The organism is Paenibacillus sp. JNUCC 34 (assembly GCF_058269055.1).
The window spans coordinates 4,450,001-4,468,667 of sequence record NZ_CM177770.1 but is presented as its reverse complement, the minus strand read 5'-3'; the positions used below and the strand labels follow the sequence as shown (position 1 = coordinate 4,468,667).

Here is an 18,667-nt window from a genome sequence, read left to right as displayed (position 1 = left end):
AAACCGAGATCCACGCTTGGTGAAGGCTTGTTCTAAACATCTTTCTTGTCCTCATAAGATAGAGTAAAACAAGCCCCAAGGGGGAGAGTATTTTGGACATTAAAACATCTGTAAAACACAGGAGAGAGGCACGAATCCGTGAACTATTGAATGAAAATCTGACGGAAGAGAGTACAGAATTGAATAATTTCCGTTCCAATCCGGTTACTAACGCCTCCAAAAAACCTGTTCTTCGGCAGAATACACTTCAAGAGCCTGTTCACACCGGACCAGAAATCGAGCGGGATCCCGAAAAAATGTGGAAACAAGGTCACCGCGGGTGGTATGACAATGCCATCGAGCCTGTAATTCCTCCTCGTAATTCATCTTTTATAGCAGGGTTGGTGCGGCGCTTCGCGGCCAGCGTCCTTTTATTTGGAGCGGTTTGGGGGATTTTCTCGGTCCATGAACCCTGGGCTTTGCGGGCACAAGGTTATATTGTAGAAGGCTTAAGCCGAGAAATGGACTTTCAGGCCGCTCAAGTATGGTATGAAGAGCACTTTGGCGGTCCACCCTCATTTATTCCGATATTTGGCCAAAGTGATCAGGATACAACAAAGGTAAATGCATCGACTACATTAGTACCACCGTTAGAAGGACAGCTTGTGCAATCCTTTGCGATTGATCTCAAAGGAATTCTCATAGTGCCTAAAGGGGATTCGCTTTCCTCTCGCGAGGTTAAAAGCGTAGAAACGGGCCGAGTTTTGGAAGTTAAGAAACTTCCGGATGCCAGCGTTACGGTTACAATCCAACACACAGGGAAAAGGACCGCCCAATATAGCAGGCTTTTAGTATCTGACTTGAAGGTGAATGATTGGGTTCAAGGCGGAGATGTTGTTGGTACATTGCCGGTGCTACAGTCCGATGGAGAACAGTCTGCCCTTTACTTTATGTTAAAAGATGGAGACCGCAGCGTGGATCCAACGGAAGTGATTTCATTTGATTAGCATCCGGGGTATTGTTCTGTCACTACATCCTCTATTTGTTATCGTTATGCTGGCCTCCGTCATAACCGGTCGCTTCTTGGAATTGCTGACTCTATTTGTTATCGTGTTCATACATGAACTGGGTCATGCTGGTGCTGCAATAGCCATGGGCTTTAAAGTACGGTCTATTCAAATGCTGCCGTTTGGCGGTGTTGCAGTGATTGAGGATGACGGACGAATGAATGCCGCACGAGAATTGATCATCGCATTGGCCGGTCCTCTTCAGAATGGAATTATGATAGGAATTGTATGGTTATGTCAGGCGGCCGGTTGGGGAGACGGCCCCTTTTTGTCCTATGTGATACAGGGGAACTTGATTATTGCGCTGTTTAATCTCCTTCCAGTTCTGCCTTTGGATGGAGGGAAAGTAATGCAGGCTCTTGTCAGTTTGCTCCTTCCCTATCATGCAACGCTATTATGGACTGCTCGCGCAGGAATGATCTGCAGTTTGTTTATGATTGGCTACGGGCTTTCTCCGCTGCTTTCTGGCGGCGGTGTAAAGCTGAATCTGTTAATGATCGGTCTTTTTTTGGCTTATTCGAACTTTGAGGATCACCGTAATGTCCCTTACCGTTTTATGCGATTCCTAGTGAACCGGAATGGATTACATGAACATCAGCAGGAAGGTATCGGAACTGCTCAGCCAATAGTTGCAGATTCTTCGAAACCTTTGGATGATATTATGCGTTTATTTAAAAGAGAGAAGTATCATTTGATTTACGTTATGAACCGCCGGGGAGGTTTAATGGCTGTCATACCGGAGCAGCATGTCATTGCCTCTTATTTTGCGTCTGATAGGCCCCATTGGTATGCATGATTTTGTTCAAAAGAAATATTGTACAGGAATTCACTAAGTAATATATCCCGTCTGAGCTGACTCATGATAGGATTGTACAATAGATTAGTCTTCCATAAAGAGGTGAAGCCATGAAACAAATGATTGTTCACTGTGAACCGGATACCATTCAGATGGCCCTCATCGAAGATGGCAGGCTCGTGGAATATGCAGCAGAGCGAGGTCGGGAACAAAATGTCGTTGGTAGTTTTTATAAAGGAAGAGTGGTCAATGTGCTTCCAGGCATGCAAGCGGCCTTCGTTGATATTGGATTGAAAAAGAATGCTTTTTTATATGTGGATGATGTTCTTCATCCCCATTTGGAGAAACAACCAAAGAACAAGCCATCGATTGCGGAACTGCTCTCTGTGGGACAAGAATTGGTTGTCCAGGTTATGAAAGAACCAAGGGGAGGCAAAGGGGCAAGGGTTACAACCCACTTCTCACTGCCTGGTAGATGTATGGTGTTTATGCCAAAGTCCGATTATGTGGCCGTGTCCAAGAAAATACAGCGTGAAGCTGAAAGAATGCGTCTCAAAATGATCGGTGAGCGATTAAGGAGCGGAGAAGAGGGTATTATTATGCGTACCGTATCCGAAGATGAACCTGTTGAATCTGTTGCGGGAGATTTGGAACTGCTGCGGATGGAGTGGGAGCGGATTATCGAACGCTCGCATACATCGGAATCCCCTGATCTTCTACATCGCGATTTGGGGATTCTTCAGAGGTTTCTCCGGGATGCCTTTGATCCGCTAAATGATGAATTGATCATCGACCGTGAACGGGAGGCGATAGAAGCGGAATGTTATTTATCCGATTTGGTGCCTGGAATTAAACCTCAAGTGCGGGTATATGAGGGGAAAAATCATATTTTTCAAGCATACGGTGTAGAAGAACAATTAAAGTCGGGGTTCTCCCGACAAATTTCACTCCCGGGTGGAGGAACGATCGTTGTCGATCAGACCGAGGCCCTTACCGTTATTGACGTTAATACAGCGAAGTATATTGGCGGAGATAATTTTGAGGATACAGTCACCCGGACCAATCTACATGCTGCCCGTGAAATTGCGAGAATCATCCGGCTTCGGGACATCGGTGGTATTATTATTGTAGATTTCATCGATATGGAAGAGGAAGAGCATAGACATGAGGTTATTGCTGCAATGGAAGCGGGTATCCGAAAAGACCGGACCAAAAGTTTTGTAGTAGGCTGGACGAAGCTTGGACTGCTTGAAATGACTCGAAAGAAGGCACGTGAAAGTTCGGTTGCCCCCTATTCTAGAACTTGTACGTCCTGTGGTGGGACAGGCATGGTGTAAGTGTGGTAGGTATTGACGGAATGAGGGGCAATATGATATGATCTTCAGGTATGTGTTTAGTGAGCAATTGCTGCACATGCTGTAACCGCTCCGATCGGGTATACAAGGACGGTCATTATATGATCGGACACCTGAATTAGGCGAGTCTGAGACATGAGGAGGTGCAAGCAAATGTACGCTATTATCGAAACTGGTGGTAAACAATACAAAGTTCAAGAAGGCGATGTATTGTTCATCGAGAAGCTGAATGCAGGTGACGGAGAGAGCGTGACTTTCGACCGTGTACTGGCCGTTTCCAAAGAGGACGGTTTGGTAGCAGGTACACCAGTTGTTGCTGGTGCAACTGTAACTGCTAAAGTGGAGAAACACGGTAAAGGCCAGAAGGTCGTTGTATTCAAATACAAGCCGAAGAAAAACTACCACAAAAAGCAAGGTCATCGTCAACCTTACACAAAAGTAACCATCGAGAAAATCCAAGCGTAAGAAGGTGCGGTAATGATTACTGTACAGATTACGCGCAAGGAAGACGGCCGAATTCATAGCTTTGAAATCAAGGGACATGCAGGTTATGCTCCGCGAGGACAAGATATCGTGTGCGCTGGTGTATCCACTGTTACGGTGGGAACGGTAAATTCCGTTGAGGCGTTAACCGGTACCGTTATGGAGACCAAGATGAAGGGTGGCTTTCTCAGCGGTGTACTACCGCATGTGGAAGACGAATCGGTGTCTGGTCAGGTGCAGTTGCTTCTCGAATCTATGGTTCTGATGTTACGAGGAATTGCAGATTCATACCGTGAGTATATTCAAATACAAGAACAGAATACTAAAAGAAGGAGGTAGACAACATGTTGAAATTGGATCTTCAGTTATTCGCATCGAAAAAAGGTGTAGGTTCCACAAAGAACGGTCGTGATAGCCAAGCGAAACGTTTGGGCGTGAAACGTGCAGACGGTCAACTCGTGACTGGTGGTAGCATCTTGGTTCGTCAACGTGGAACGAAAATTCACCCAGGTACAAACGTGGGCATCGGTAAAGACGATACTTTGTTTGCGAAAGTCGAAGGCGTTGTGAAATTCGAACGTTGGGGTCGTGATCGCAAGAAAGTGAGCGTCTACCCGGTTGAGGTCGCTCCTGTAGCGGCTGCAGTGGAAGCGTAAATCGTTTCTTAAACGGCTTACAGATTAAGAAGTCTCCGGCAACTATGCCGGGGCTTCTTTTTTTTGAAGAAAATAGCAATAAACTTGAATACGAGTGGTGAATCCCTGCTAAAGACTATGGTATACTGTGATTTGGTGAATGTAACCGATTGTTGTGGAGGAACGGGGAGAAACGATGAATTCCTGGAAATGGATAGCGGCTGGTATTGGATTATCATCCGTGCTGCCTGCAGCCTGGATGTTGTGGAATCCTACGTATGCAGCCGGAATAATATTGACAATTTGGTCTGCAGCCGCCTCGTTCGGTGCTGCTTGGTATGCCCGGCGTACAGAAGTACAAAGACAGCGAACGAACCAGCAAAGCTTGGAGCAGAACGCCATTCAGACACTGAACCACCACCGTCACGATTGGATGAATGAGCTTCAAATTTTATATGGATATATTCAACTGGGGAAGCTTGATAAATCGGTGCAATGTGTGGAAAGAATAAAGGAACGTATGCTGCAGGACAGTAAAATTTCGAAACTGGGCATTTCTTCGTTGGTTCTTTATCTTCATTCATATCGAACGTTAAACACCGGGTTACAATTGGATGTTGACGTTGTGGATTTTGTCCAATTGGATGGGAAGCTGACGACGGAGGCTGAGGAGAATTTTACGCAGTCTATTATGGAAGTTGTGCAGGCATACCAAATTGGTGGGCGCTCAACGTGGGAAGATGACCGGCTGTTGACTCTGACATTTATGGAGCAGGGAGACGAATTGATTGCTGAATTCGATGGAGAAGGTTTTTTCGGTGATCAAGACAGCTTAAAGCAGAAGATACAACTTGCAGTACATGATAAAGGTATCCGGGTGGAGCAGATCCATACGGACAATACGACATATCGGCTCTGTTTACCGTATGTGACTTGAGGAAGGTGAATCCATGTTTGTAGATAAAGCAAAAATTTATGTCAAAGGCGGAGACGGCGGAGATGGTCTCATTGCATTTCGCCGTGAGAAATATGTGCCTGAGGGCGGTCCTGGCGGAGGAGATGGCGGCAATGGTGGAGATGTGATCTTCCGCGTTGATGAAGGACTCCGTACACTAATGGATTTCCGTTACCAGCGGCACTTTAAAGCGAAACGGGGAGAAAAAGGCCGGAACAAAAGCCAGCATGGGGCTAATGCCGAAAATATGGTTGTAAGAATTCCTCCTGGAACGGTGCTTATTGATGACGATTCAGGAGAAGTGATCGCGGATATGACTCGCCATGGACAACAGGTTGTCGTTGCTCGCGGTGGGCGGGGCGGACGGGGGAATATCCGTTTTGCCACACCGAATAATCCAGCGCCGGAGCTTGCCGAGAATGGTGAAGAAGGCGAAGAACGCTATGTTATTATGGAACTGAAGGTGATGGCTGATATCGGACTTGTCGGTTTTCCAAGTGTCGGGAAGTCTACATTGTTATCGGTCGTTTCGGCAGCACAGCCTAAGATTGGAGCGTACCACTTTACAACGATTACGCCTAATCTGGGCATGGTTGATGTTGGCGACGGACGAAGCTTCGTGATGGCAGATCTGCCGGGTCTGATTGAAGGCGCGCATGAAGGAGTAGGACTCGGACATGAATTCTTGCGTCATGTGGAACGTACACGTGTCATCATCCATGTTGTGGACATGGCGGGTTCCGAAGGAAGAGATCCGTTCGAAGACTGGCAGAAGATCAACGAAGAGATCAGACTGTACAACCCGACATTAGCAGAGCGACCTCAAATCGTTGCAGCTAACAAAATGGACATGCCTGATGCGGAAGAAAACCTGAAAGCGTTTTGTGAACAAGTTAAGACCGTGCGGTCGGATCTCGAGATTATGCCGATTTCATCGCTGACGCGCAAAGGGATTCAGGAACTCTTGTATCGTGCAGCTTCTATTTTGGATGAGATTCCAGAAGAGCCTGTAGTTGAAGATGTGGCCACGGTTGCAGAGCGTAAAGTATATAAATTTGATAAAAAGGATGACAATGCGTTTACGATTACTCGTGATAACGAGATGTATGTCGTGCATAGCGAGCGCATCGAGCGCATGCTGAAGCGGATGCAGATGAACTCGCATGATGCGATTCTGAAGCTTGCCCGTACTCTCCGTCATATGGGAGTCGATGAGGAGCTTCGCCGTCGCGGTGCGACCGAAGGCACACTGGTGCGCATTGGAGATTTTGAATTTGAGTTTGTAGAAGGAAGCAGTTATTACTAGAAGACCATACCGCTTAACTCTAATCATGGGGTTAAGCGGTATTTTTATTATTTTCCAATTTTTTGATCCAAAATGTCCTGATTTTCGTATACAATAATGTAGTAAATAAGTACCTACTTTAAATAGAGCTTAAGATGTGCTGAATTGAGACGTAAAAGGAGTATGAAAGATGGCTATCATTGAGGTTATTAAATATGATGGACCGCCGGGAGTTTTCGCTTGGCGTTATCCCAATCAGGAGCTTGGCACGTGGACCCAATTGATTGTAAATGAAACACAGGAAGTTATTTTGTTTAAAGGTGGTCAAGCACTGGATTTGTTTACAGCAGGACGCCATACGTTAAGTACGGCGAATATTCCGATTTTATCAAACATTGTGAATCTTCCTTTTGGCGGAAAGTCACCTTTTTCTGCTGAAGTTTGGTTCGTTAATAAGCTTCGTTCGCTGGATGTAAAGTGGGGAACGAATTCACCTATCCAGCTTCAGGATCCTAAATACAACATTATTGTATCGCTGCGGGCTTTTGGCCAATTTGGTGTGCAGATTGAAGACTCACGCAAGTTTCTGCTCAAAATGGTGGGGACGCTTCCATCGTTTGATCAGAATACTCTGGTTAAATATTTTCGAGGCGTGCTCATGTCGAACATTCATGAAATTATATCCTCGTATATTGTTCATAAAAAAATCAGTGTGGTGGAGATTAACGCCTACGCCGCCGAAATATCGAAACATATTCATGGGGCCATTGCCCCTGCTTTCCAAGACATTGGGCTGTCTTTACTAAACTTTTATGTGGATTCGATCAATATCCCAGATAACGATCCAGCCGCGATCCGTTTAAAAGAAGCACTAGCTAAAAAAGCGGAAATGGACATTATCGGTTATACATATCATCAGGAGCGATCCTTTGACACTTTGGAAGGTGCAGCGAAAAACCCTGGGTCAAGCTCCGAATTCATCGGTGCCGGACTTGGTGTAGGAATGGGCCTCGGAATGGTTAACCCTATGTATGATGCAATGAACCGTATAAGCGGAGAAGTAAATATTCAAGGATCGGGCGATTTGACCGTAGAGCAAAAAGCCTGTTCCAAGTGCGGTAATCTAAATCATTCAGAAGCGGTTTATTGTTCCGGATGTGGTCAACCCGTCCGCACAGGACAGCAAGATACTGCAACTATGATGATGTGCAGTGATTGCGGCAATCCAATTCCCCCCAATTCAAAGTTTTGCCTCCACTGTGGTGATCCGTATCATCCATGTCCGTCCTGTGGACAAGATGTGGCCCTTGATGCAGAATCATGCAGTAGCTGTGGGAAATTCATGCCTAGGCCTTGCCGTGAATGTGGTGAACCGCTAAACGAACAGGCAAAATTCTGTCCAAGCTGCGGAAGCAGTACTGTTCTCAAATGTGATAGCTGTGATCATGAAATCAAGCCAGGGCAAAAATTTTGCATGGAATGTGGAAATAAACTGACGTAAAGCGAGGGAACAGTTTGACTAAAAGGGTTGATATAAGAAATTGGATTTTGGGTGCCGGGGTACTACTGCCTCTGATAACAATACTGCTGTTTGGTTTTATCGGAAACGGAGCTGGAACAAGAACGCTGCATCCATGGATATCCGGAGCGGCAGCCGCGTGCGCAGAGGGGATGATCCTACTTTTTATGTTTCGTATGGTAAGTGGTACGGATCGGTTTGCTGTTCGCGCACCTTTTTATATTGCTTCTAGTGTTGTAATCGGTATTTATGCTTTTACTGTGCTCCTTGAAATTGTGCTCTTCGGGTATATGTTTAGGTTAACGGTGAATGCATATCTATCTATTCACTTGATTACATTCCTCTTAACCGTAGGTGTGCTTGGTCTTGTATCTCTAGTCGGCAAGTATGCCATCTCTCAGGAAAATAAAGAAAGTTCGTCCCTGTCCACTCAGAAAGAGGCTGTCGCATGGGTTGCATCCATCCGCGAGCAACTATCCGGACTTGCATTGGAGCAGGGTAGCGTCTTAAACAAGCTTCTGCTTGAGCTGGAAGAAAGCTTCCGTTACAGCGATCCGATAACGCACCAATCTCTTTATGCCATCGAGGACATCATACGGCAAAGAATCAGTTTAATCGAGGATCAAGTGAAACTAATAACAGGAGCCGAGCATGATCTTCAAAATAAATTAGCTGAAGAGACCATTCAACAAATACACGAGATTCTAACAATATTAATGGAACGCAATACTCAGTTGGTTCGGTTAAAAGCTGGTACTTCATAAGTCAGATAACAAGCGATTGACAGGAGGTGTTGAAAGAATGAAGACCGTAACTCCGGTGGAATCAATAGAAAATCATAAGTATTCCGTTACTAAGTTGGATGCTGTAATTCTTATGGGAACCTTATTGTTCTTCCCGGTGTTTATTCCGCTAGGGGTGCTCCGTGTTTTATTGACACATCGGCATAATTACCGGAAGGGATTTAATTTTAGAATGCTGTCCGTTCAACTGGTCATCAGCTTTATTGTTGTTATGTTCCTTGGAATGATCGGATACAATGATCTGCCAGCTGAAGAGAGGGTACAAGCAGTTCAAGATTATATGATCATTTTCGGCATTATATTTATGGTTCCGGTGGCGATGCTCGTGTTCTTTGAAATAAAAGAAAAAAGTCGCTTTGTTCGATTGATGCAGCTGTATAAGGAATTGATTCTTGATCATCAGATTATCCGGATTCATGAGATCGCTGAGAGGTCCCGGCAAAAGCCCAAATGCGTTATCGATGATCTGCAGTACATGATCGATCATAAACTTCTGCCTTTCGGTACGGTTGGGAATGGAATAGTGGAGTTAAAACCGCTTCCTTCTAAAATCAAAAGAGAGGTGCAAACTCCGTTTAGTGCCAGTAAGAATGTTATTAATATTAATTTTGGCCAAAACGATAGATTAGAAAATAATCAGGATGCACCAGGAGCATCCGAGTCTAAACTTCCGAAAACAATGGAGTGCCCCGGCTGTGGTGCCAAAACGACGATTAATCCTAGTGAAGCTAAGGAATGCGATTACTGCGGGAGTATGGTGATTTATGCATAGATTTGTTTGGAGGTTTAGAGATTGGAAAATATTACGCCCTTGAATAAAATCAAAAATTATAAGCCAGCACAAAATAAACAAGATAACTGGATTTGTTTTGGTAACCTTATTTTCTTTCCGGTTTTCTTCCCGCTGGGGCTGATACGAGTAATTAAGACACATCGGCATAATTATCGCAAACCAGTGAATTTTCATTTTATAAACAATCAGTTAGTTATGATTTTTATAGCTATTTTAGCATTCACGTTTATTGGATATCTTGATCTTGGGACGGAAGAACGGTTTGAAGCGATGTTTACATTTACAATACTTTTTGGCCTGATTACTCTTATTCCCGTAAGTATCATTCAATTTATAACATGGATCGCGAAGAAGCGATTCATCCGGCTAATGACAAAATATTATGATGAGATATATAAGCATTACAATTCTAATATCTCGAGAATAGCGGAACAGGTAAAACAACCTGCCGAGCGTGTTATCGAAGATATTGAATATATGATAGAGAAACGAATCTTGCCATACGGGACGATTGAAGATGGATATTTGGTTTTGGATGGTTTTTCTCGTGGAGGAACCAGGGGGAAAAATTTCAAAACAGGCGATAATATCATTAATATTAATTTTGGACAAAACAATATTAATTTTGAACAAAATAATACGTTTTATAATAATTCGGAAACACCGGAGCAAAAGACCAAGCAGCCTAAGGTTATGGATTGTCCAGGCTGCGGCGCCAAGATGTCGCTTAGTCCTGATGAATCGAAGGAATGCGAATATTGCGGGGGACCCGTAAATTACGCATAGGTAGATGGAAAATGTATAATAGAATTTAGGAACTTTATTTGTATTGATTGTTGTTCTGGGTTTAATGGGTGGTTATCACCACAACAATCTTATCCAATTGATGGAGCATTACTGGGAGATCGTTATTGAGCAGCGTATCGTTCAAATCGAAGAAATTGCTAAACGAGTCAAGCAAACGCCTGAAACGGTTAGGGATGATTTGCAGTATATGATGAAACAGAAGCTTATTCCTCAAGGGAGTATAGAGGATGGAGTTGTGGAGTTTGAATCTGTACCAAACTCGTTATGGGATGACGATGTGAACATTCAGGGGAACTGGAGTTCGAGTGTTGTGAATATTAACATTGAATCGAGCAGTTATACGTCTCTCTATACAGAAAAATCGCCATCTGAACCTAAGCTACCGAAGGTGATGGAGTGCCCTGGCTGTGGTTCCAAAACAAATGTTGATCCTGATGAATCGAAGGAATGCGAATACTGTGGAAGTGTCGTGCTTTACGCATAACACAGTTTGGAATTTTATTGTCCGTAAAACCTCCCAAAAGAGTAGGGAGGTTTTATTTTATACAGATTTATTTAAACAAACCTTTATACGACTATGACAACAACATGGTGATTTTTAAAAAATAGACTCAAATGTATTGCCCTCAACCAGGTTATCCAGTATAATGTCCACTATACAAAAACACGAGTCTTTGAGGAGAGGACGTTTGTGAAAGAACGCTATTATCTAGTTCGTGAGGATATTTTGCCAGAAGCCGTGGTGAAGACTATGCAGGTTAAAAGGCTGCTCGCGTCCGGTGATGTGAAGACGGTTCATGAAGCCGTTGAGCAGGTTGGCCTAAGCCGGAGTGCTTTTTATAAGTACAAAGATGGCATTCATCCCATCAACCAGTTGGAGCGGGATGAGATCGTCACGATTTCCATTGATATGGAGCATCGTTCCGGCATGCTGTCCGAGGTGTTGGGTCTGGTGGCTGGAGAGGGCGGTAACGTACTTACCATACATCAAAGTATACCGCTGCAAGGTATTGCGAATGTTGTTATTTCTGTGGAAGTATCACGGCTCAACGAAGAGCTGGATGATTTGCTTGATGGATTGCGCCGGGCAACGGGCGTAAGAAGAGTCCAAATGATCGGACAAGGATAGTTAGTTATAATAGAGTACAAGAATGGTTGGAAATAGGAGGAGACATATATGAAGCCAGTTAAAGTAGGATTGTTGGGATTAGGTACTGTAGGTACAGGGGTTGTCCGTATTGTCGAGGGACATCAGGAAGATTTGAGCAGCCAAGTGGGGTCACCTATTATTATAGAAAAAATCGCAGTTAAAAATACAGAGAAAGATCGCAGTGTAACGGTGGACAGCAGTAAGCTGACAGATGATCCTTGGGATGTGATCCGCGATCCAGAAATTGATGTAATCGTGGAAGTAATGGGCGGCATCGAGCAGACGAAGTCTTACATTTTGGAAGCTTTGGATCGAGGGAAACATATCGTCACAGCGAATAAGGATCTGATGGCGCTTCATGGGGCGGAAATTATGGCGAAAGCTCAGGAGAAGCAGTGTGATGTATTCTATGAGGCAAGTGTAGCTGGCGGTATTCCGATTATCCGTACCCTGATCGAAGGTTTTTCTTCGGACCGAATTATGAAAATTATGGGGATTGTTAACGGAACAACGAACTTTATTCTGACAAAAATGAGCCAGGAAGGTGCTTCGTACGAGGATGTATTGGCAGAAGCCCAGCAGCTTGGATATGCGGAAGCAGATCCAACTTCTGATGTAGAAGGATTGGACGCAGCACGTAAAATGGCCATCCTGGGCACATTGGGCTTCCGTACGAATGTTGAGTTGAAGGATGTAAGTGTAAAGGGAATCTCACAGGTGTCCAAGGAAGACATTCTATATGCGAAGCGGCTGGGTTACGAAATGAAACTGCTCGGTATCGCTGACCGCGAGGATGAGCAGGTCAGCATCAGTGTACAGCCGACGATGGTGCGTACGAGTCATCCGATTGCTGCGGTGAACGGGGTATACAATGCTGTTTACGTATACGGAGAAGCGGTTGGCGAGACAATGTTCTATGGACCCGGTGCAGGTGAAATGCCGACGGCAACTTCCGTCGTAGCAGATTTGGTCGCTGTTATCAAAAACCTGAAGCTTGGCGTGAATGGTTTGAAAGCGATTGTGCCTTACAAAGCGAAAAAGCTGAAGAGCGATGAACAGATCGTGTTTAAGAACTTTATTTTGCTCCAAGTGGACGATAAAGCAGGGGTGCTTGCAAAAATCACACAGGTGCTCGCTGAATTTGATGTAAGCTTGGAGTCTGTGGTTCAGCAGCCGAATGATCAGAATCCTGATGCGGAAATCATCATTGTAACCCATAACGCGAGCAAAGCTAGCATAGATAAAGTGCTTAACCATTTTGAAAGCTTGGATGTTATACGCCGCATTAAGAGTGTGTACCGTGTAGAAGGCTAATCTGCTACCCGTAATGATCCATAAATAATATATAAATTTTATATTTGAAGAGGAGAATAAGAGAGATGCCATATGAAGGTTTGATCCAGACGTATAAGGAATATTTGCCTGTTAACGAAAATACACCGCTGTTAACGCTGAAAGAGGGAAATACACCGTTGATCCGTGCAGAGAATCTGTCCAAGGATTTGGGCATTGATCTGCATTTCAAATTCGAGGGGTTGAACCCAACCGGATCGTTTAAAGACCGTGGTATGGTTATGGCGGTAGCCAAAGCTATGGAGGAAGGGAGCCGCACGATCATGTGTGCTTCTACAGGAAACACCTCTGCAGCAGCTGCTGCATATGCTGCACGCGGCGGGCTGAATTGTATAGTCATTATACCGAACAACAATATCGCACTTGGAAAACTGGCGCAGGCAATGATTTACGGTGCAAAGGTTATTGCGATTGATGGTAACTTTGACCGTGCGCTTGAGATTGTGCGTGAAATTACAGCGAAACATCCAATTACATTAGTGAATTCCGTAAATCCATATCGAATTGAAGGCCAAAAAACCGCCGCGTTTGAGGTTGTCGACCAGCTCGGCAAAGCACCGGATGTTCTGGCTATTCCTGTAGGTAATGCCGGAAACATATCGGCTTATTGGAAAGGATTTAAAGAATATCACGCTGCGGGGAAAGCTTCTTCACTCCCGACTATGCTTGGTTTTGAAGCGGAAGGGGCTATGGCTATTGTAAAAGGTGAGCCAATTCTAAATCCGGAAACTGTGGCTACAGCGATCCGTATCGGTAATCCAGCCAGCTGGAAAACAGCTGTTGCGGCAGCGGATGAATCAGGTGGTCAGATTAACTACGTAACAGATGATGAAATCCTGGAGGCTTACCGCACTATTGCATCACGAGAGGGGATTTTTGCCGAGCCAGGTTCCGCGGCATCGATTGCCGGTGTGTATAAAATGAAACGTGAAGGATATTTCAAAGGTGGAGAAACGGTTGTATGTGTTCTTACCGGACATGGACTGAAGGATCCGAATATCGCTATTACAACCGTCAAGTCTGAGCCGCTTGTTGTTTCCGATACGGAATCTGCCGTTATGGATGCTATTGCCAAGCTTGAAGGGGCGGCTCAAGTATGAGTTTGTCCGAAAGCGTCCGAATCAAGGTTCCAGCCAGCACGGCTAACCTTGGCCCCGGATTTGATACATTAGGGATGGCATTATCTCTCTATGCGTGGATTGAAATGAAGCAAGACGATCGCACTACTTTTCATTTGTACGGAGATGAAATGACAGGTGTACCTGAGGATAAGAGCAATCTTATATATAAGGTTGCCCAGATGGTTTTTGATGAGGCAGGTGTTTCTGTGCCGGAACTCGCGATTTCCATGTACTCCGAAATTCCACTGACCCGTGGACTTGGAAGTAGTGCTTCAGCCATTGTTGGTTCACTGGCGGCTGCTAATGCTCTTATCGGATCGCCTTTACCGGATAGCAAGCTGTTTGATATGGCTACAAATCTTGAGAAACATCCGGACAATGTAGGTGCATCCTTATTCGGAGGCATCATTGCTGCAGCTTGGGACGGTAACCATGCGGATTATGTCCGGATTGAACCGCCAGTTAATCTGGACACGCTGGTTGTGATTCCTGACTTTCATCTATCGACTGCTAAGGCGAGAGAAGCGCTACCGAAGCAGTTCTCATTATCCGATGCCGTTTACAATATAAGCCGTTCCTCCTTAATGACGGCTGCGTTGGCATCTGGACGACTGGACCTAATTGGAGCAGCTATGCGAGATCGTATTCATCAACCGTATCGTGCCGCATTGGTGCCGGGGATGGCCGAGATATTGAATGAAGCACCTAACAGAGGGGCACTTGGTATTGCTTTAAGCGGAGCGGGTCCTACGTTAATTGCCCTGATTCAGCGTGGAGATGAACGTGTCGAATCATTAAAATCCTATCTCATGGAAACGATGAAGAAAGAAGGGATTTCTGCATCTAGTTTATTACTACAACCGGATGGGGAAGGGGTAAAGGTGTTTGATAATATACAGAGCACTTCATTTTTGGATATGATCAGAGGGGAAGTGACAACATGAAACGTATAGCATTGCTGCCCTCGGGCTCGGTATCTCATGAGGCAATTTTATATTTGTTAAAAGGTGAGTCTGCACAATTCATACACCATAAACTGATATCTGATGTGTTCATGTCGACCGTAGACGGGAGAAGCGATTACAGCGTGATTCCGATCGAAAATACAATCGAAGGCTCAGTCAGTCTTCATATGGATTGGTTGGTAAACGAAGTGGATATACCAATGCAAGTGGAATGGGTATATCCTTCTATACAGAACATCATCGGTGACGTTTCGGAGTTCCGTGCTGAGGACGGTAGTATTGATTTCGGTAAAATCAAAAAAATCTACTCTCACCCGGTGGCTACAGCCCAATGTCGCCAGTTTTTGTCCAAATATGTTCCCGGGGCCGAGCTCGAACCTTGCGGAAGCACTTCTGAGGGCGTGAACATCGTAAAGGAAAATCCGGGTAAAGGATGGGCGGCCATCGGTACAACTTTGGGATCTTCAACGCATGGACTAAATATTTTAGCTGAGAAGATCACGGATCATGACAACAACTACACGAGATTTGTTCTGATCGGACCTCATCCCATCGAGGTTCCGCGTTCATCAGAATATGTGAAGACTAGTATACTGGTGACGCTGCCAGAGGATGTACCGGGAGCTCTTCACCAAGTCCTTTCAACCTTCGCTTGGCGAAGATTGAATCTGTCTCGGATCGAGTCCCGCCCAACTAAAAAGAAGCTGGGGAACTATTATTTTTACATTGATGTGCTGGATTCAGCAGATTCCGTGCTATTAACGGCAGCAATGGGCGAGATTGAAGCCTTGGGATGTCAGGTTCGCATACTTGGATCTTACCCGGGGTTTGCATACGAGAGAGAAAAAACGGAGGTATAGCAGACATGGCTGAACAATGGATCTACTTAGATGGAGAACATGTTACGAAAGAGAACGCAAAAATCTCGGTGTTTGATCACGGATTTCTGTACGGTGACGGTATATTTGAAGGTATCCGTATTTATAACGGTAACATTTTCAAATGTAAAGAGCATCTTGATCGTTTATATGATTCGGCTAAATCGATTGATATGGTAATTCCTCTTACACAAGATGAAATGCTGGAAGCAATGGCCGAGACGATTCGCCGTAACGATATGCGTGACGGATATATCCGACTGATCGTATCCCGGGGTGTGGGTAATCTGGGACTGGATCCGCGCCGTTGTATCAAACCTTCGGTTATCATTATCGTGGAGCAGCTTGCCATTTATTCCAAAGAGGCTTATCTGAATGGCTTGAAGGCTGTATCTGTCGCGCAACGACGTAATATTCCTGATGCACTTAATCCGAAGATTAAGTCTCTGAACTATCTCAACAATATATTGGTGAAAATTCAATCCAACTTTGCGGACGCAGATGAGGCCATTATGATGAATGCGCAGGGCTATGTAACGGAAGGCTCTGGCGACAACATTTTTATTATTAAAAACGGTGTAATCACAACGCCTCCTTGTTACTTGGGGGCACTCGAAGGAATTACCCGTCAAGCTATCATCGAGCTGTGTGAGAAGTTTGATATCCCTCTTAAAGAAGAACCATTCAGCATGCATGATGTGTATATTGCAGACGAGGTCTTTTTCACAGGGACAGCTGCCGAAGTTATCGCCGCACGTGAGATTGACGGTCGAACTATTGGAGAGGGCCAAGCAGGTCCAATTACCCTCCGATTGCTAGATGAGTTCCGGAAAATCGTTGATCAGGACGGTTACAAAGTGTGGGAAGCGTAAGCTAATAGACTTGTACGACTCTAACAAACGGAATATAGGAAAAAATCCTTTCATATCGATGAAAGGATTTTTTTTGCTTCTAGGGATGTCAATCGCCCATCTCCTGCATAGGATGTAGTAACGAATGCGGGCGAAATGCTTCAAAGCGCCTAGAAGAGTGTAGGAGGTTTTAGCGGCGTGAAAATACACATCGTCAAGAAAGGCGACACCCTATATGAGCTATCGAAAAAATATGGAGTCCCTTTGGTTAAAATCGTGGATGCGAATCCGCAATTGGTTGATCCCAATAAACTCGACATCGGCATGAAAATAAAAATACCAACTGAGCCCGTTCCCGTACCTGACGGAACTCAGCCCATTATTCATAAGCATGCCGTGAAGCAAGGGGATTCGCTATGGAAACTCTCTAAGGCGTGGGGCGTTTCATTAAAAGAGATTATTGATGCGAATCCTCAGCTCAAAAATCCGAATGCACTGCTAGTAGGGGAAGTTGTAAACATACCTTCTTCCGGAACATTTATGAACACAGGGGATTCTCATCATACCGGTGGTACAGGAAACGTAGCAGATAAGACGGTACCCGGTAGTAAAACTTATACTGGGCCCAAGGAAGAAATGACGGCCCCCCAGCCTACTCTTCCTGAAATTCCACAGGTACCTGTACTCCCAGAGGTTGAGGTTATGCCTGAAATTAACGTCATGCCGGAGGTTACAGTTATTCCCGAAATCATTGTAAAACCGGAAATAACAATTATGCCTGAATTAATCGTAATGCCTGAAATGCCAAAAGAAATGGAAAAGCCAATGTTACCACCTATGGAGCCAGTATGTGAGCCTAAGCCTCAAATGATGGAGCCGATATGTCCAGAGAAACCCATTGAACCAATGATAGAGCCATGTCCTCCTTTTCCGGAGTATCCTGTACATCATATGCCTCAGCCTTTTGATTGTTTCTCTCCGGATTTTATGTTTCCAACTGCTCCACAGCATATGATTCCTGGTGCACCTTGCGGCTGCCATGACAACGTAGCTATACAGCCGTTCCAGGATAGCTATATTCCTGAACATCACTACAGCTATCCACACCACACTCATAAAGCAGAGCATGACACTTACAAAGGATGGATGGCACCGACTTCACATTACCCGGGAATTACAGAACAACCGATGGCTGTTGAATATTCTCAGATCTCTGTAACAGATCCATATATGACAGGGACACCATCCTATACCACTTACCCAGCGCAAGTTGAAATGCAGCAACCCCACACCTCCTATGAAGCTATAATGGGAATGGGATATATGCCTGAAAAAAAACCATGCGGATGCCATGGTGGAACTGAAATGCCGACTCCTTATGGCGAACAGCAGGTTATGGCGGACCCTCCAAACTGGAATCCAATGTACCCACATCATCATTCACATCACTATCATCACCATCATGGTGACCATGGGCATTATCCAACAATGCCTAGCTATGGTGGGCCACATCAATCTTATCCTTGGTCTCACCAAGAAGCTACAGAGGGTATGGCAGAAACGATGGGGAGTTCAGCAATGCCTAGCTATGGTGGGCCACATCAGTCTTATCCTTGGTCTTACCAAGAAGCTACAGAGGATACGGCGGAAACGATGGGGAGTTCAGCAATGCCTTATGGAGGTATGGGGTACCCAATGCCTTGGCAAGAGAACACTATGGGATATCCGGAAAAAGACTGTGGTTGCCATGGCAGGGAGGATGAACAGAAATCTTTTGATGTCTTTAAAGCCGAGCCTGCATTTGACAATGGTATATCGATAAACAGTGCAGATGTTGCCGAAAAGGACTCCACTGAAGATAGATTGGAAGAC

The 18,667-nt window shown here is 44.9% G+C and carries 20 protein-coding genes (1 of these 20 only partly in view); all 20 read left to right on the top strand.

Annotation, left to right across the window (positions count from 1 at the left end):
* Window positions 1–92 precede the first annotated feature (92 nt).
* Complete coding sequence (locus AC2TF5_RS20970) at window positions 93–986, top strand: peptidoglycan DD-metalloendopeptidase family protein (protein WP_491299063.1); 894 nt, start codon at window positions 93–95, stop codon at window positions 984–986.
* Window positions 979–1,842, top strand: a complete 864-nt coding sequence (locus AC2TF5_RS20965; protein ID WP_491299062.1) for a M50 family metallopeptidase — start codon at window positions 979–981, stop codon at window positions 1,840–1,842. Before AC2TF5_RS20970 ends, AC2TF5_RS20965 begins: the two co-directional genes overlap by 8 nt.
* 110 nt (window positions 1,843–1,952) lie before the next feature.
* The gene (locus AC2TF5_RS20960) at window positions 1,953–3,179 is read left to right on the top strand and encodes an Rne/Rng family ribonuclease (RefSeq protein WP_491299061.1); all 1,227 of its coding nucleotides are present in this window, start codon (window positions 1,953–1,955) and stop codon (window positions 3,177–3,179) included.
* 171 nt (window positions 3,180–3,350) lie between these two features.
* Window positions 3,351–3,662 carry a 50S ribosomal protein L21 gene (gene rplU / locus AC2TF5_RS20955; RefSeq protein ID WP_491299060.1) on the top strand — a complete coding sequence of 104 codons (312 nt, stop codon included), beginning with the start codon at window positions 3,351–3,353 and terminating at the stop codon, window positions 3,660–3,662.
* A gap of 12 nt (window positions 3,663–3,674) precedes the next feature.
* Window positions 3,675–4,019 carry a ribosomal-processing cysteine protease Prp gene (locus tag AC2TF5_RS20950; RefSeq protein WP_491299059.1) on the top strand — a complete coding sequence of 115 codons (345 nt, stop codon included), beginning with the start codon at window positions 3,675–3,677 and terminating at the stop codon, window positions 4,017–4,019.
* A gap of 5 nt (window positions 4,020–4,024) precedes the next feature.
* Window positions 4,025–4,336, top strand: a complete 312-nt coding sequence (gene rpmA, locus AC2TF5_RS20945) for a 50S ribosomal protein L27 (RefSeq protein ID WP_208915294.1) — start codon at window positions 4,025–4,027, stop codon at window positions 4,334–4,336.
* A gap of 175 nt (window positions 4,337–4,511) precedes the next feature.
* The gene (locus AC2TF5_RS20940; RefSeq protein WP_491299058.1) at window positions 4,512–5,252 is read left to right on the top strand and encodes a Spo0B domain-containing protein; all 741 of its coding nucleotides are present in this window, start codon (window positions 4,512–4,514) and stop codon (window positions 5,250–5,252) included.
* 13 nt (window positions 5,253–5,265) lie between these two features.
* Window positions 5,266–6,576: a GTPase ObgE gene (obgE, locus tag AC2TF5_RS20935; protein WP_491299057.1), complete on the top strand. Its 1,311-nt coding sequence runs from the start codon at window positions 5,266–5,268 to the stop codon at window positions 6,574–6,576.
* 169 nt (window positions 6,577–6,745) lie between these two features.
* Window positions 6,746–8,056: an SPFH domain-containing protein gene (locus AC2TF5_RS20930; RefSeq protein ID WP_491299056.1), complete on the top strand. Its 1,311-nt coding sequence runs from the start codon at window positions 6,746–6,748 to the stop codon at window positions 8,054–8,056.
* Window positions 8,057–8,070: 14 nt separating this feature from the next.
* Window positions 8,071–8,838 carry a hypothetical protein gene (locus AC2TF5_RS20925; protein WP_491299055.1) on the top strand — a complete coding sequence of 256 codons (768 nt, stop codon included), beginning with the start codon at window positions 8,071–8,073 and terminating at the stop codon, window positions 8,836–8,838.
* Window positions 8,839–8,875: 37 nt separating this feature from the next.
* A complete protein-coding gene (locus AC2TF5_RS20920; RefSeq protein ID WP_491299054.1) occupies window positions 8,876–9,649 on the top strand; it encodes a hypothetical protein in 774 nt (257 codons plus the stop codon).
* A 21-nt stretch (window positions 9,650–9,670) separates the two neighbouring features.
* Window positions 9,671–10,456: a hypothetical protein gene (locus AC2TF5_RS20915; protein ID WP_491299053.1), complete on the top strand. Its 786-nt coding sequence runs from the start codon at window positions 9,671–9,673 to the stop codon at window positions 10,454–10,456.
* 43 nt (window positions 10,457–10,499) lie between these two features.
* Window positions 10,500–10,961 carry a DeoR family transcriptional regulator gene (locus AC2TF5_RS20910; RefSeq protein WP_491299052.1) on the top strand — a complete coding sequence of 154 codons (462 nt, stop codon included), beginning with the start codon at window positions 10,500–10,502 and terminating at the stop codon, window positions 10,959–10,961.
* Window positions 10,962–11,168: 207 nt separating this feature from the next.
* Window positions 11,169–11,606, top strand: a complete 438-nt coding sequence (locus AC2TF5_RS20905; protein ID WP_208915288.1) for an ACT domain-containing protein — start codon at window positions 11,169–11,171, stop codon at window positions 11,604–11,606.
* A 48-nt stretch (window positions 11,607–11,654) separates the two neighbouring features.
* Complete coding sequence (locus AC2TF5_RS20900) at window positions 11,655–12,941, top strand: homoserine dehydrogenase (protein ID WP_491299051.1); 1,287 nt, start codon at window positions 11,655–11,657, stop codon at window positions 12,939–12,941.
* Between the two features lie 65 nt (window positions 12,942–13,006).
* Window positions 13,007–14,080, top strand: a complete 1,074-nt coding sequence (thrC, locus tag AC2TF5_RS20895) for a threonine synthase (RefSeq protein WP_491299050.1) — start codon at window positions 13,007–13,009, stop codon at window positions 14,078–14,080.
* Entirely contained in the window at window positions 14,077–15,045 is a 969-nt protein-coding gene (gene thrB / locus AC2TF5_RS20890) for a homoserine kinase (protein WP_491299049.1), read from the top strand. The genes thrC and thrB overlap by 4 nt, the downstream gene beginning before the upstream one ends.
* A complete protein-coding gene (gene pheA / locus AC2TF5_RS20885) occupies window positions 15,042–15,926 on the top strand; it encodes a prephenate dehydratase (RefSeq protein WP_491299048.1) in 885 nt (294 codons plus the stop codon). Before thrB ends, pheA begins: the two co-directional genes overlap by 4 nt.
* Before the next feature lie 5 nt (window positions 15,927–15,931).
* The gene (gene ilvE, locus AC2TF5_RS20880; protein WP_491299047.1) at window positions 15,932–16,816 is read left to right on the top strand and encodes a branched-chain-amino-acid transaminase; all 885 of its coding nucleotides are present in this window, start codon (window positions 15,932–15,934) and stop codon (window positions 16,814–16,816) included.
* A gap of 177 nt (window positions 16,817–16,993) precedes the next feature.
* On the top strand, window positions 16,994–18,667 hold the 5' portion of the coding sequence (locus AC2TF5_RS20875; protein ID WP_491299046.1) for a LysM peptidoglycan-binding domain-containing protein. Its footprint extends 123 nt past the window's final position; only the first 1,674 of its 1,797 coding nucleotides appear in the window; it begins with the start codon at window positions 16,994–16,996; its stop codon lies off the right edge, out of view.

Coding starts and splice junctions, on each gene's coding strand:
- AC2TF5_RS20960 (WP_491299061.1), top strand. CDS start 1,953: ATGAAACAAATGATTGTTCACTGTGAACCGGATACCATTCAGATGGCC.
- rplU (WP_491299060.1), top strand. CDS start 3,351: ATGTACGCTATTATCGAAACTGGTGGTAAACAATACAAAGTTCAAGAA.
- AC2TF5_RS20950 (WP_491299059.1), top strand. CDS start 3,675: ATGATTACTGTACAGATTACGCGCAAGGAAGACGGCCGAATTCATAGC.
- rpmA (WP_208915294.1), top strand. CDS start 4,025: ATGTTGAAATTGGATCTTCAGTTATTCGCATCGAAAAAAGGTGTAGGT.
- AC2TF5_RS20940 (WP_491299058.1), top strand. CDS start 4,512: ATGAATTCCTGGAAATGGATAGCGGCTGGTATTGGATTATCATCCGTG.
- obgE (WP_491299057.1), top strand. CDS start 5,266: ATGTTTGTAGATAAAGCAAAAATTTATGTCAAAGGCGGAGACGGCGGA.
- AC2TF5_RS20930 (WP_491299056.1), top strand. CDS start 6,746: ATGGCTATCATTGAGGTTATTAAATATGATGGACCGCCGGGAGTTTTC.
- AC2TF5_RS20920 (WP_491299054.1), top strand. CDS start 8,876: ATGAAGACCGTAACTCCGGTGGAATCAATAGAAAATCATAAGTATTCC.
- AC2TF5_RS20900 (WP_491299051.1), top strand. CDS start 11,655: ATGAAGCCAGTTAAAGTAGGATTGTTGGGATTAGGTACTGTAGGTACA.
- thrC (WP_491299050.1), top strand. CDS start 13,007: ATGCCATATGAAGGTTTGATCCAGACGTATAAGGAATATTTGCCTGTT.
- thrB (WP_491299049.1), top strand. CDS start 14,077: ATGAGTTTGTCCGAAAGCGTCCGAATCAAGGTTCCAGCCAGCACGGCT.
- pheA (WP_491299048.1), top strand. CDS start 15,042: ATGAAACGTATAGCATTGCTGCCCTCGGGCTCGGTATCTCATGAGGCA.
- ilvE (WP_491299047.1), top strand. CDS start 15,932: ATGGCTGAACAATGGATCTACTTAGATGGAGAACATGTTACGAAAGAG.